Genomic DNA, 13,459 nt, shown 5'->3' on the forward strand with positions numbered 1-13,459 from the left:
AGAAGCCCCGCCGGCCCGCACCCCACAACGAAACCGGCCACGAGCCCCCCGCTCCGCGGTCTCGGTGTCCGCGTCGGACCGGCGCCCGGCCGTCCAGCTGGATCCAGATCCGTATCTCCGTGCCGCCGAGTACCGACGAGCCGATCCGTACGTCCCCGCCCGTCGACTCCGCGAGCCGGCGCACGATGTCCAGGCCCAGGCCGGTCGACCCCGCGCTCCCCGAGCCGCGCCCCCTGGCCATGGCGGCCTCGGGGTCGGTGATCCCGGGCCCCGCGTCCGACACGAGCACGATCACCGCGTCGTCGCCGTTGTGCACGTCGACCGCGAAGGCGGTGCCCTCCGGGGTGTGCCGGAAGACGTTGCCGAGGAGCGCGTCGAGGGCGGCGGCCAGGTCGGCGCGGGCCACGGGTATGCGCACCGGCGCCTCCGCGCCGGCCACCCTCACCTTTCTCCCCTCGTCCTCGGCGAGCGCCGACCAGAAGGCCATCCGCTCGCGCACGACCTCGGCCGCGTCGCAGCCGGCGCCAGCACCGGGAGCCGTCGTCCGTGGCTTGGCCTCACGGGCGGTACGGATGATCGTGTCGACCTCGTGCTCCAGCTGGGCGACCGCGGCCCGGGTCTGCTCGGCGGCCGGACCCTCTCCGAGCGAGGCCGCGTTCAGCCGCAGCACGGTCAGCGGCGTCCGCAGCCGGTGGGACAGATCAGCGGCCAACTCCCTCTCGTTCGCGAGCAGTTGTACGACCTGGTCGGCCATGGAGTTGAACGCGACCGCCGCGAGGCGCAGTTCGGCCGGTCCTTCCTCGGGCACTCTGGCGCCCAGCTTTCCCTCCCCCAGTTCGTGCGCGCCCTCGACGAGGCGCTTGGCGGGCCGCACCATGCGCACGCCCAGCCGGTCGGCGACGGCGACCGAACCGACGACGAGGACGGCCCCGACGCCGGCGAGCACCGCCCAGGCGAGGCCGACGCCGTTGCCGACCTCTGCCTCGGGGACGTACACCTCGACGACGGCTATGTCACCCGAGCTGAGCGCGACGGGCTGGAGGAGGGTGGAGCCGCCGGACACCTCGGTGGTGGAGACGCGGCCGAGTCTGCGGACGGCCGCGATGTCGGTGGGCGCGGCGCGCCGGCGTCCGAGGTCGACCGCGGTCGCGCCGCCGCTCGCGGGGATGTGCACGGCCAGGCCGGCGTCCGATCCGGCGGCGGCGACGACCCGTTCCAGCTGGTCCCGGTCGGTGGTGATGGACAACGCGGGGGCGACGGCCGCGGCCTGCCGCTCGGCGTTGGAGAAGGCGCGGTCGCGGGCCATCTCCTCGATGACCAGCCCGAGCGGCACGGCGAAGGCCACCACGACCATGGTCGTGACCGCCACGCAGACCTTGACCAGTGCCCACCTCATGCTGTCCCCCTCCCCCTCACAGCGGCGGCTCCGCTCCGGGCGGCACGAGCTTCACACCGACGCCCCGCAGGGTGTGCAGATAGCGGGGTTGAGCCGCGGTCTCCCCCAACTTCCGCCGCAGCCACGACAGATGGACGTCGATGGTCTGGTCGTCGCCGTACGACTGCTGCCACACCTCCGCGAGCAGTTCCCGGCGCGCGACGACGACACCCGGTCGGTGGGCGAGGAAGGCGAGCAGGTCGAACTCACGGCGGGTCAGGTCCAGTCGCACGCCGTCCAGTTCGGCCTGTCGGCGCAGCGGGTCGATGGCGAGGCCGCCGACGCGGAGGACCGAGGACGGCGGGGTCTCCACGGGCGTCACGCGGGAGCGGCGCAGTACGGCGGCCATGCGGGCCGACAGGTGTTCGACCGAGAACGGTTTGGTGAGGTAGTCGTCCGCGCCCGCGTTCAGGAGCCGGACGATCTCCGACTCCTCGTCGCGTGCGGTGGCGACGATCACTGGCACGTCCGTGATTCCGCGCAGCATCTTGAGGGCCTCGGACCCGTCGAGATCGGGCAGACCGAGATCCAGGATCACCACGTCGAAACGGAAGTGGGCGACCTCGCGCAGCGCCTCAAGGGCGGTGCCGACACTGCGCACGAGGTGCGCGGCATCGGTCAGATGCCGGATGAGGGCGGAGCGCACGAACTGGTCGTCCTCGACCACGAGCACACTTGCCATGCGCCGCACCGTACGCCAATCCGGCGAGTCGGGTCCGGCGCCTGTGGACAACTCCGCGCCGACCGCGCCCGGACTCCGACAGGCGACACCTGTGGGGCGCGTGAGGCAGTATGACCGGCGATGCGCAGAGGACTCGTACACCTTCTCGCGTGGACGCTGGCCACGGGCGCGGCGGCCACGATGACGTGGTGGGGGGTCCACACGGTGATGGCGGGAACGGCGTACGACCCGCCCCGCGCGCTCCCCATCACGGCGGCCGACACGGCCCGGCAGAAGTCGGCGGCGGAGCAACCCGAGCCGCTGCCCACGTCGGTGAGCCCGGCGCCCACCCGCTCGTCGCCACCCGCGACGCCCACCGCGACCGCCTCACCGACACCGACGGCCACCCCGAGCGCGACCCCGACCCCCGCCAAGTCCCCTTCCGCTTCCACGGTGAAGGCGTACGACACCGAGGGTGGGCGAGCGGCCTTCGACCTCGGGACGGACTACGCGACGCTCGTGTCGGCGACGCCCGCGGCGGGCTGGTCGATGCAGGTGTGGAAGACGGAGACGTGGATCCGGGTGGACTTCGGCGCGGGCGCGGCCCGGGTGTCGGTGTTCTGCACCTGGCACGACGGCCCACCGCACGTACAGGTCCTCACCTACTGAACCTGTCGAAGCTGCGGACCGACTGCCCGGCTCAGCGGAACACCGACGGTGGTGGTGCCGGTGAGGCGACCGCCGCCGCGTCCGTGACCGGTACGGCCCCGCCGGTGAAGTCGGTGAGGGCGCGGCCGTGTTCGAGGCGGGCGGGGTGCGGGTCGGAGGCGGTACGGCGGGTCAGCTCGGCGATGGGCAACGGGTGCGCGGAGCCGACGAGCACCGCGTTGCCGAACCGTTTCCCCCGCAGCACCGTCGGGTCGGCGATCAGGGCCAGCTCGGGGAAGACGACACCCGCGGTGGCGATCTGGCCGCGCAGGTGGGCCAGCGGCGGTCCGTCGGCGAGGTTGGCGGCGTAGCAGCCGGCGTCGTTCACGACCCTGCGTACGTCGGCCAGGAACTCGACCGACGTCAGATGGGCCGGGGTGCGCGCCCCGCTGAACACGTCCGCGATGACCAGGTCGGCCCAGCCGTCGGGGATCTTCGCGAGGCCCTCGCGGGCGTCGGTGGAGCGCACCCGGATCCGGGCGTTCGGGTCCAGCGGCAGCTCTCGGCGGACCAGTTGGACGAGGGCCGCGTCCCGTTCGACGGCCTGCTGGGTGGACCGGGGGCGGGTCGCGGCGACGTACCGGGCGAGGGTGAGGGCGCCGCCGCCGAGGTGCACGACCTGCACGGGCTTGCCGGGCGGGACGACAAGGTCGATCACATGACCGAGGCGGCGCTGGTACTCGAAGGAGAGGTACGCCGGGTCGTCGAGGTCGACGTGGGACTGCGGTGCGCCGTCGATGAACAGCGTCCAGGCGCGCGCCCGGTCCCGGTCGGGGATCAGCTCGGCGAGCCCGCCGTCGACCGTCTCGACGACGGCCTCGGCGGCCGACTGTCCGCGCCGCGCGTTTCTGGACTTTCCCATTCCCCCATTATCGGGGTGGGCGAACACCTCGGCGGTACGACGGTCGCGCCAGGTCAGCGCCGGTTGTCCGCGGCCTCGATGAGCCGGGCCGCCTCACCGAGCGCCGCGCGGAGCACCGCCGGGTCGGTGGCCAGGTCCGCGTCCCCGGGCGGGAGCAGCCAGTCCGAGCCCTCGACGGGGGGCGCGGGATCGGGGACCGCGAGGCTCAGACCACGCCCATTGGTCTCCGTACAGGTGCTGCCCGGGACGTCCCAGGCGGCTGCGGTGCCCGGCGGGACGAGAAAGCCGAGGGTGTCGCAGCCGTCGTCGTGCAGTACGGGGCCGACCGCGTCGCCGGCTCCCCGGCGCAGGATGTCGACCGCCTCCAGCCCCTGCCGCGCGGGAACCGTCACCAGATCACAGTTGGGCGCCGCGTTTGACGCGGACGATGCGGGCAACGCGATTGATGTACGCGCGCTGAACGGCGTACACGGATCGATGCTTGGGCTGATCTCCATCCCGGCCTCCACCACGGAACCCCTCCTGAAACGAACGGGTCGGGAGTTCGGGTGGCTCCCGGTCCGCACGGTTCAACGCGCCACCGCGTCAACGGCTACGGCACAAGACCGCTGCAAAGGATGGCAGTTCATGGCAGATCGTGGATGAGATATCCGGTTTGTAGCCAAACCCCGCATGGCGGGTCGTGCACAGCGGGTACGTTCTTGCCCGCCGGAAACAGGACGTCCGATGGATAACTGTTCCAACTCGTCAGGAATCCGGCACGGTTCGACGGTTCGCAGAGAGGGCCCGGCCATGACGTCGTCAGCAGTGACCTCGTCGGAGTCCCCCCGGCCACCACGGCCGAACCTCGCCTTTCGGCAGTTGCGCGGACAGCGCTCTCCGGGCGAGTTCGCCGCGGCGGTACGGCGGGCCGCCCGCGAGATCGGAGAGCGGGTCAGCTGTGACGCGCGTTACGTCGGTCGGGTCGAGGCGGGTGAGATCCGCTGTCCCAACTACGCGTACGAGCGGGTGTTCCTGCACATGTTCCCCGGCCGGACACTGGCCGACCTGGGGTTCGCGCCCCGCTCGTCGGTACGCGGACGCGGGGCGCGCGACACGGAGGACACGCCCCCCGTGCACCTCGCGAGCCCGACGTACGCCAGCGGTGAGACGCCGGGGGCGTATGAGCCGTATGACATGCAGGACGCGCAGGACCCGTACGAAACGCACGACAACTACGAGGAGAGCGACGTGCTGCGTCGCGCATTCATGACGGGCGGTGCCACAGCGGCAGCCGCCTCCCTGAGCCCCTTCGGGTTCACCTACGAAGCGTCGGCCTCGGCCGCGGGCCGTCCCATGCGCCGCGTCGGAGCCGGTGAGGCGGGGGCCCTGGAAGAGGCGGTACGCCGCATCAGACTGCTCGACGACCGACACGGCGCCGACGGCCTCTACCGACGTGCGGCGGCACCACTGCGGGCCGCCTACGAACTGCTCGACGCGGGTGCGGTACGGCAGGCCACCGCCGACCGGCTGCACGCGGGCGCCGGTGAACTCGCCATCTCCGTGGGCTGGCTGGCGCACGACTCGGGCCGCTTCGACGACGCGCGCTCGCACTACGCGGAGGCGCTGGCGACCGCCCGGGTGTCCGGGGACGCGGCCCTGGAGGCGCACGCCTTCTGCAACACCGCGTTCCTGGCGCGTGACTCGGGGCGCCCGCGCGAGGCGGTCAGAGCGGCGCAGGCCGCGCAGCGCGTGGCCCGGCCCCTGGGCTCGCCCCGCCTGATGTCGCTGCTGGCGCTGCGCGAGGCGGGCGGCTGGGCGGGGCTCGCCGACCGCGCGGGCTGCGAACAGGCGCTGGCGCGGGCCCAGTCGCTGTTCGAACGCGGCCCCTCCGAGGCCGACCCCGAGTGGATGAGCTTCTACGGAGAGGCCGAGCTGGAGGGGCTGGAGGCGCAGTGCTGGTCGACGCTGGGCGACTGGCCCCGCGCGGCCCGGCACGCCCGCCGCGCGGCCCATCTGCAGAACCCGCACTTCACCAGGAACATCGCCCTGTACACGGCCGAGCTCACCGACGACCTGGCCCGTGGCGGCCACCCGGACGAGGCGGCGGTGGCAGGTATGCGTGTCCTGGACCTGCTGGACGAGGTCCAGTCCTCCCGCATCCAGACGATGCTGGCGGCCACGGCGCGGGTGCTGTTGCCTCACCGGCGGGCTTCGGGGGTGTCGGCGTTTCTGGAGAGGCACGCGAGTCTGCCGCGCACGGCATAGGGCTGCGCGGCGGTGTCCCGTTCGGCTGCGGGCCCGATGTGGCTGGTCGCGCAGTTCCCCGCGCCCCTAAAAGGAGCGCTCCTCCCGCTAGCCGGCCAGGTGGCCCTGGTCGTTCCAGGTTTCTATGGCCGGGGCGCCGTAGGCCCATCCCAGTACCGACAGTGAGGTCGGGTTCAGTCTGATGCGGGCCGCGAAGTCGATCGGCTGGCCGAGCCAGCGGGCCCCGATCGACCGGAGTATGTGGCCGTGGGCGAAGACCAGCACGTCGCGCTCGGCCGACCGCGCCCACTCGACCACCTCGTCCGCGCGCGCGGTGACCGCCTCCAGGCTCTCGCCCCCGGGGACCCCGTCCCGCCAGATCAGCCACCCGGGCCGGACGGCCTGGATCTGGACCGGGGTCATGCCCTCGTACGCGCCGTAGTCCCACTCCATGAGCGTGTCCCACTCGGTGGCGCGCTCGGCGAACCCGGCGATCTCGCACGTCTCCCGCGCGCGGGCCAGCGGACTCGTGCGCACCTCGACCCCGGGGAGCCCGTCGAAGGGCGCCCGGTGCAGCCGTTCGCCGAGCAGCTTGGCGCCGCGCCGTCCCTCGTCGAGGAGAGGGACGTCGGTCCTGCCGGTGTGCTTGCCGGACAGCGACCACTCCGTCTGTCCGTGCCGGGCCAGCAGGATGCGCGATGCCATGAGGACCCCTTCCGGGGGGAGACGGTTAGCGTGGCAAATGAGGCGAGAGGCGAACGAAAGGGGGCGCCGAAACGAATCAGGGGCACCGAATGGCGGAAAAGCGAGGCGGAACCCCTCCATCATCGCGCACGCTGTCGGGGGGCAACCGGGGGGTCGATCTTTGCGTCTTGGGACAGGGGCGCCCGCCCGGCGCGTTCACGTACACCGTAAAATCGGACGAACCGCAGGCCACCGACGACCGGAGGCGCAGCTCAACGGGAACACAGAGTGGGAGAAACGATCGGATGCCGCGGACCGACAGTGCACGGACCGAGACAGGCCCACCCTCCCGGCTCCGCTGGTGGACAGAGCTGCCACTGCTCCTGCTCGTCTACGCGTGCTACTCGGGCGGACGCCTGCTGGTGCGGGGCAGCGAGTCGACCGCCGTGGACCACGGTCTGGCGATCCTCAGATTCGAGAAGGCGCTGTGGCTGAACGCCGAGCACCCGCTCAACCGGCTATTCACGCGTGAGCCCTGGATCGGCGTTCCGGCGGACTTCTGGTACGCGTCGCTGCACTACCTCGTCACCCCGGCCATATTGATCTGGCTCTTCCGGTCCCATGCCGTCCGCTACCGGGCGGCCCGCACCTGGCTGATGACCTCCACGTTCATCGGCCTGGTCGGCTTCACACTGCTGCCCACCTGCCCGCCCCGTCTGCTGGACGCCGGTCACGGCTTCGTGGATACGATGGCCCAGTACAGCTCGTACGGCTGGTGGGGCGGCCAGGCGAGTGCCCCCCGTGGACTCGGCGGTATGACCAACCAGTACGCGGCGATGCCCAGCCTGCACGTCGGCTGGTCCCTGTGGTGCGGGGTGATGCTGTGGCGCTACGGCGGTACGCGCACCACCAAGGTCCTGGCCGTCGCCTATCCGCTGATCACCACGATCGTGGTGATGGGCACCGCGAACCACTACTTCCTCGACGCCGTCGCCGGTGCGGCCGTGATGGGCCTCGGGCTGCTGCTGGCACCGCTCGTCATCCGGAACGCGGACCGGGCGAGGGTGTGGATCACGGCTCGTGTCGCGCCCGTCGCAACGCTCTCTCGTGGCGCAGAGGCCCCGATTGTCAGTGGTGAATGCCAGACTTCCCCGCGTGAGCGAATTCCAAGGCAGCGCGAGTCCGTCTTCGGGCCGGTTCCCGGACCAGGGGCCGAGCCGGGTGCCGCTTCCGCGGACGCGGGGGACGGCGCTGCGGCAGCGGCTCGCTGAGCTGCGCGGTCCCTCGGTCCCGCCGAAGGCGCTGGACGCGCGGGCCCTCGCGGCCCTCGCCGCCAACCCCGGGTGCAGAAGGCGCGCGATCCTGGACGGCGCGGGGGTGAACAAGGCGACGCTGGCGAGCGCGCTGGGCTCACCGTCCGCCTTCGGTCAGTCCCAGTTCGCCCTGGCGCGCGGCAACACCTTCGAGGCCCGGGTCAAGGCCGACGGGGGCTCGGAGCTGCTCCGGCTGGTGCACGAGAAGCTGGACCCGGGTGCCCCGGCGCCGGTGGAGGCACAGGCCGAGGTCCCCGACCTCACGGCGACCGGACCGGAGGGCCGCACCGCGCGGACGGCGCTTGCCCTGCGCGACGCCACGACGGCGAGGGCCGGCACCGGTGCCGGCGGCTGGACGTTCCTCGACCACCCCATGCTCGCCCTCGACGTCGCCGGCTCCCCCGCCTTCCTGGAACCGGACGCGGTGGTCGTGCACCCGGATGGCAGCTGGACGGTCGTGGAGATCAAGTCCTTCCCGATGCTGGACGGTTCGGCGGACCCCGCGAAGGTGGGCGCGGCGGCCCGCCAGGCCGCGGTGTACGTACTGGCCCTGGAGGAGGTCGCCGCCCGGCTCACACAGGGCGGCGGTCCGGCGCCGGTCGTACGCCATCGTGTGCTGCTGGTCTGCCCGAAGGACTTCTCCAACCTTCCGGCGGCGTCCGCGGTCGACGTCCGCAAACAGCGCGCTGTGACCGGCCGCCAGCTGTCCCGGCTGACCCGTATCGAGGACATCGCCGACGCCCTCCCCGAGGGCACCTGCTTCGCCCCGGACCTGCCCACCGCCGAACTGACAGCGGCGGTCGAGTCGGTGCCCGCGGAGTACGCGCCGGAGTGCCTGTCCGCGTGCGAGCTGGCCTTCCACTGCCGGGACCGTTCCCGCGCGCGGGGCGCGGTGACGCCGCTGGGCCGTTCGGTACGGGCCGAACTGGGCGCCCTGACCACGGTCGACGACGTCCTGTCGGCGGCCCACGGCCGGTCCGGTGACCCCCAGGACCCGACCGTGGCGGCGCTGCGCAGAGCGGCGGCCCTGCGCGCGGAGGCGCTGCGCGACGCCGTGCCCACGGCGGAACCGCGGCCGGAGGGCGTCGTATGTCGTTGATCGCCACCCTGGCCCGCCTCGAAGCCGTCAGCACCGGCCGCGCCCAGCCCGCCGCCACCGTCCGGCACCGTCATCTTTCCGAGCGGCCCCTCGTCCTGGTGCCGCTCATCACCGCCGGTGAGGCCGGGGCCCCGCTGGGCGCGCTGGTCGGCGACGACCGGGACGCGCCACGCCTGCTCGTCGTACCGCAGCCGCGCGACCGCGACCTCAGGTTCGCGTTCCTCGCCGAACTGGCCGACGTCGTCCTGCCGTTCATCGACTCCCACGCCGAAGCCGTGGAGGCCGCGGAGCGCAGCGAGACCGACCCGGAGACCGGCAAGCGGGTCAAGGTCGAGGTCGAACTGTGCGCGGACGCACCCCAGTTGATCGTCCCGAGCCGCGCCGGCATCGACCTCGTACGGCTGCTGGGGCGCTCGACGCGCTTTCGGCGTACGGCGGAACAGGACCCTGAGACGCCGCATCCCGCGCCGCCCCGGGTGCCGTTGCTCGGCCGCTGGTTCACGCACTACGGGGAGCGGGCCCGGGTCCCCGGGTCCGCCCTGCTCCTGGCGCTGACGGACGTACTGTCTCGGCACTGGGCGACCGGGCAGTCCACGCTGGAGGACCAGCACCTGGGCGCGCTGCTCGCCTGGATCGACCCGCCGGACGGTGTGTCGGGCGCCGAGGCGGCGCTGCGGGCCGAGTTGGCGCGGGACGCGAAGGGGCAGCTGCTGTGTCCGCCGGCCGGCCCGGCGACCGACCCCGCGTTCGACAACAAGCTGCTCGCCCCCGCGATCGAGAACTACAACCGCGCGCGGACGGCGCTCGCCGCCGCCGAGGACGGCGAGTCGGCGGACGACCGGCTCGGCCGACTCACCGCCGCCGAGCGTGACATCCGCGCGCTCGTCGAGAGCCGTACGCGGCCCACCTGGGACGCGGTGTGGCGCGGCCTCGACCTCCTGCGGGAACTGCCGGCAGGTGCCCACGCGGCCGACCGGTGGACGCGCGACCGCTGGTCGTTCACCGGACACCGCGACCGGGTCACCGCGGGCGAGCCCCCGCAGCCGCGCCGCGACGACGCGGTGACGGCGGCGAACAAGCTGGCCACGCGGGAGCGCGAACAGGCCCGTCTGGAGGCCCAGGAGGCCCTGGACGACCCGCTGGTGATGGCGGGCCGGCGGCTGGCCGGAGAGGCGTTCGCGGGCGAGGTCACGGATGTCGTCATGACGTACAGCGAGGGCAAGCGCCCGAGCCCGCGCCCGCTGGTCACCGTCCGCACGGACGACCGCCCGCAGCTCGGGGGCCGGGTGAAGGTGTACCGCTCGCTGGGCGGCAAGCCGCAGGCGGCGGAGTTCGTGGGCCATGAGGACGGTCCGGGCGACGAGGGTTCGGTGATCGTGCTGCGAGTGGTCGACAAGATGGGCCGGGGCAAGGAGCCCGAGGCCGGGTCGGTGCCCGAGAAGGGCGACCTGGTCTGCTTCACGCTCTTCGAGCACGAACAGCGGGGCGGCGCGAAGCTCCCCGACGCCGACCAGACACCCTGGACCCACGGCGGGCCTCCGGGCGAGGAAGCGACACCGACGCTGCCGGAAGCCGACCCGGTCACCGAAGAGGATGTGCTGTGAACGCCGCTCACACCCCGCGGGCCGCCTTCGACCCCGGAGCCGCCGCCGGCCGGGCCACCGACGCGATCCTCCACGACACGCTGCACGGCACGCACCGCGGAGTCGTCGTCGACTCGCCGCCCGGGGCCGGGAAGTCCACCCTCGTGGTCCGGGCCGCGCTCGAACTGGCCGACGCCGGGCGCCCGTTGATGGTCATCGCGCAGACGAACGCCCAGGTCGACGACCTCGTCACCCGCCTCGCCGAGAAGAACCCCGAGCTGCCGGTTGGCCGTCTGCACAGCAGTGACACCGACCCGTACGACAAGGCGCTGGACGACCTGCCGAACGTACGGAAGTCCGCGAAGGCCGCCGAGCTGGCCGGCCTGGACGTGGTCATCTCGACGGCGGCCAAGTGGGCCCACGTCAAGGTCGACGAGCCGTGGCGGCACGCGATCGTGGACGAGGCGTACCAGATGCGCTCGGACGCGCTGCTCGCCGTCGCCGGGCTGTTCGAGCGGGCCCTGTTCGTGGGCGACCCGGGTCAGCTGGACCCCTTCTCGATCGTCGGCGCGGAGCAGTGGGCGGGCCTGTCGTACGACCCGTCGGCCTCGGCCGTCACGACGCTGCTGGCCCACAACCCCGAGCTGCCGCAGCACCGGCTGCCGGTGTCCTGGCGGCTCCCGGCGTCGGCCGCGCCCCTCGTCTCGGCCGCCTTCTACCCGTACACCCCGTTCCGCAGCGGCACCGGCCACGGCGACCGGCGGCTCGCGTTCGCGGTCCCGTCGGACGGCTCGGCCCCGGACCGGGTCCTCGACGAGGCCGCCGAATCGGGCTGGGGGCTGCTGGAACTGCCCGCCCGGCACACCCCTCGTACAGACCCGGAGGCGGTCCGCGCGGTCGCCATGGTCGTACGCCGCATGCTGGACCGGGGTGGCGCGGCCACGTCGGAACGCGGACCCGAGCCGACGCCCCTCACGGCCGACCGGATCGCGGTCGGCACGGCGCACCGGGACCAGGCGGCGGCGGTCCGTGCGGCGCTCGCCGAGCTGGGCGTCCCGGACGTCACCGTGGACACGGCGAACCGGCTCCAGGGGCGGGAGTTCGACGTGACGGTGGTCCTGCACCCGCTCTCCGGCCGCCCCGACGCCACCGCCTTCCACCTGGAGACGGGCCGCCTCTGCGTCCTCGCCTCCAGACACCGGCACGCGTGCGTGGTGGTGTGCCGGGCGGGCGTGACCGAACTCCTGGACGACCACCCGTCGACGGAACCGGTGCAACTGGGCGCGACGGTGAAGTTCCCGGACGGCTGGGAGGCGAACCACGCGGTGCTCTCGCATCTGGCGGAGCACCGGGTGGTCTGGCGGGCGTAGGGGCAGATCAGGGGCGTGCTGGGGTGAATCCCGGGGCCCACTTGCGCGGGCAGGGGACAATGGACGGTGGCCCGGCTCGATCGCGGGGCCTTTTCGACCGTGTGCCGTACATGCCGTGGTGCGTGGAGGGTACGTAGGAACGGTGCGGACCGTACGAGGAGGAGAAGACATGGCGGAGCCAACGCCGCGTCGCAACGAACCGCGGCTACGCCCCGCGCCCCTGCTCTTCGAGCCCACGCAGGTGGCCGACGACCCCGAGCACTTCTTCGACCTGGAGTCGATAGACGACCCCCGCGCGCTCCTGACCCGCGCCACGGAGCTGACTCTCGCGTTCCGTGCGGCGACCGACCGCGCTGTCGAGTTCCAGGCGATGGCGGCGGCCCAGCTCGCCGACCCGCGCCGCTTCGACCGGCTGACGCCGGCAGACATCGCGGAGCAGGCCGAGTGGACCGAGGACTACGCGCGGAAGATGGTCGAGTACGGCCGTGAGCTGCTGCGCGACGGCGGGGAGAACACCAGCGGCGGAGACGGCGGGCCCGACGGGACCGGGAGAAGCGGGCTCGGCGAGCACGGTCATGGTCCCGGCCACGGTCACGTCGACCCGGTCTGATCCCCGGCAGGCCCCACCCGGTCCGGTCAGACCCGGTCCGTTCCTGCCTGATCCGGTCCGTCTCGATCCGCTTCGGTCCCGAAAGTCCGGGCGGCATATTCAGGAGGGCAAGGTACTCCACCTCGCCCCCTCTCGTCCCGGTTTCCGGCAACCCTCGGAGACCGACCGGTCACCGCCGGTAGATCTGTATGCCATGAGCAGCCCACACACGGACATCTCGGGAGTCACCTCGGCGGGAGCTGCCTGGCTCGCCTCCGCAGGAACGTATCCGCGCAGCACGCTCTCACTCTGGGCCGAGCGACCCACCGCCCCGCTCGTCCTGCCCTGCGGCACCGCGTTCGACGTCGTCAACGTGCCCGCCGTCTTCGGCCGCAGGATGCTCGACCGGCTCTGGGACGGCGGCCCGGGCTCGGGCCCCGTGGCGGCCTACCGGGGCCGGATCCTCCTGTTCGCGGCACTGGGCACGGCCCAGCGGCTGCCGTCGCTGCTGAGGTGGGAGGAGTGGGGCTCGGCCGTCGAGGGCGGCGAGGGCAGCAGCGGACGGCGCCACGCGATCCCGCCGCTCCTCTGCCACGGCCGCGGCGACGCCGTGACGGTCCCCGCCCTGGTGAACGACGAGATCGGAGTGGAGACCGGAGTGGAGGCCGGAGACGGGACGGGAGACGGCGTCACGGGTGATCCCCGGCCCGAATCCCGCTGGGTCGTCGCCCCCGACACCAGTCGCCCCTGGCTTCCGGGCGCGGAAATCCTGCTCTGGGCGGCCGTCCGAGCGGCCCGTTCCGCGGTCGCCGGTGGGGTGCGGATATCGATTTTTCCTCCCGTCGATCAGGGTGCTAAGGTCTACGACGTCAGCAGGCGCCGCTAGCTCAGTTGGTTAGAGCAGCTGACTCTTAATCAGCGGGTCCGGG

General features: G+C 72.9%; 12 protein-coding genes and 1 pseudogene. 8 read left to right on the forward strand and 5 right to left on the reverse strand.

Annotated features, from left to right (window positions below):
* A partial coding sequence (locus STRTUCAR8_RS19820; protein ID WP_006377648.1) for a sensor histidine kinase occupies positions 1–1,396 on the reverse strand: 1,396 nt, incomplete at its 3' end.
* Between the two features lie 16 nt (positions 1,397–1,412).
* Positions 1,413–2,117: a response regulator transcription factor gene (locus tag STRTUCAR8_RS19825; protein WP_044472501.1), complete on the reverse strand. Its 705-nt coding sequence runs from the start codon at positions 2,115–2,117 to the stop codon at positions 1,413–1,415.
* A gap of 120 nt (positions 2,118–2,237) precedes the next feature.
* Here STRTUCAR8_RS19825 and STRTUCAR8_RS19830 point away from each other — a divergent pair, with 120 nt between their 5' ends.
* Complete coding sequence (locus tag STRTUCAR8_RS19830) at positions 2,238–2,765, forward strand: hypothetical protein (protein WP_006377649.1); 528 nt, start codon at positions 2,238–2,240, stop codon at positions 2,763–2,765.
* Between the two features lie 31 nt (positions 2,766–2,796).
* Here the strand turns inward: STRTUCAR8_RS19830 and STRTUCAR8_RS19835 are convergent, their stop codons facing one another.
* Both STRTUCAR8_RS19835 and STRTUCAR8_RS19840 read right to left on the reverse strand, forming a co-directional pair.
* Positions 2,797–3,666: a spermidine synthase gene (locus STRTUCAR8_RS19835; RefSeq protein WP_006377642.1), complete on the reverse strand. Its 870-nt coding sequence runs from the start codon at positions 3,664–3,666 to the stop codon at positions 2,797–2,799.
* A gap of 53 nt (positions 3,667–3,719) precedes the next feature.
* Positions 3,720–4,178 (reverse strand): hypothetical protein, encoded by a 459-nt coding sequence (locus STRTUCAR8_RS19840; protein ID WP_006377645.1) that lies wholly within the window; start codon positions 4,176–4,178, stop codon positions 3,720–3,722.
* A 280-nt stretch (positions 4,179–4,458) separates the two neighbouring features.
* Here STRTUCAR8_RS19840 and STRTUCAR8_RS19845 point away from each other — a divergent pair, with 280 nt between their 5' ends.
* Entirely contained in the window at positions 4,459–5,913 is a 1,455-nt protein-coding gene (locus tag STRTUCAR8_RS19845; RefSeq protein ID WP_044472502.1) for an NsdA family TPR-like regulatory protein, read from the forward strand.
* Positions 5,914–6,000: 87 nt separating this feature from the next.
* On the opposite strand, the gene STRTUCAR8_RS19850 is transcribed toward STRTUCAR8_RS19845, so the two are convergent.
* Positions 6,001–6,597, reverse strand: coding sequence for a histidine phosphatase family protein (locus tag STRTUCAR8_RS19850; RefSeq protein WP_006377638.1), 597 nt, complete (start codon positions 6,595–6,597; stop codon positions 6,001–6,003).
* Between the two features lie 284 nt (positions 6,598–6,881).
* Here STRTUCAR8_RS19850 and STRTUCAR8_RS19855 point away from each other — a divergent pair, with 284 nt between their 5' ends.
* The 6 genes and pseudogenes from STRTUCAR8_RS19855 to STRTUCAR8_RS19880 all read left to right on the forward strand — a co-directional run bounded on the left by STRTUCAR8_RS19855 (position 6,882) and on the right by STRTUCAR8_RS19880 (position 13,416).
* Positions 6,882–7,847 carry a phosphatase PAP2 family protein gene (locus tag STRTUCAR8_RS19855; protein WP_044472503.1) on the forward strand — a complete coding sequence of 322 codons (966 nt, stop codon included), beginning with the start codon at positions 6,882–6,884 and terminating at the stop codon, positions 7,845–7,847.
* Positions 7,798–8,988: a hypothetical protein gene (locus STRTUCAR8_RS19860; RefSeq protein ID WP_006377650.1), complete on the forward strand. Its 1,191-nt coding sequence runs from the start codon at positions 7,798–7,800 to the stop codon at positions 8,986–8,988. Before STRTUCAR8_RS19855 ends, STRTUCAR8_RS19860 begins: the two co-directional genes overlap by 50 nt.
* On the forward strand, positions 8,979–10,592 hold the full coding sequence (locus STRTUCAR8_RS19865; RefSeq protein WP_006377643.1) for a hypothetical protein: 1,614 nt from the start codon (positions 8,979–8,981) through the stop codon (positions 10,590–10,592). Before STRTUCAR8_RS19860 ends, STRTUCAR8_RS19865 begins: the two co-directional genes overlap by 10 nt.
* The gene (locus STRTUCAR8_RS19870) at positions 10,589–11,941 is read left to right on the forward strand and encodes an AAA domain-containing protein (RefSeq protein ID WP_006377639.1); all 1,353 of its coding nucleotides are present in this window, start codon (positions 10,589–10,591) and stop codon (positions 11,939–11,941) included. Before STRTUCAR8_RS19865 ends, STRTUCAR8_RS19870 begins: the two co-directional genes overlap by 4 nt.
* Before the next feature lie 169 nt (positions 11,942–12,110).
* A pseudogene (locus STRTUCAR8_RS19875) lies at positions 12,111–12,467 on the forward strand (hypothetical protein); the annotation flags it as partial.
* Between the two features lie 277 nt (positions 12,468–12,744).
* On the forward strand, positions 12,745–13,416 hold the full coding sequence (locus STRTUCAR8_RS19880) for a hypothetical protein (protein ID WP_006377646.1): 672 nt from the start codon (positions 12,745–12,747) through the stop codon (positions 13,414–13,416).
* Positions 13,417–13,459: the final 43 nt, after the last annotated feature.

The organism is Streptomyces turgidiscabies Car8 (assembly GCF_000331005.1).
GTDB classification, from domain to species: domain Bacteria; phylum Actinomycetota; class Actinomycetes; order Streptomycetales; family Streptomycetaceae; genus Streptomyces; species Streptomyces turgidiscabies.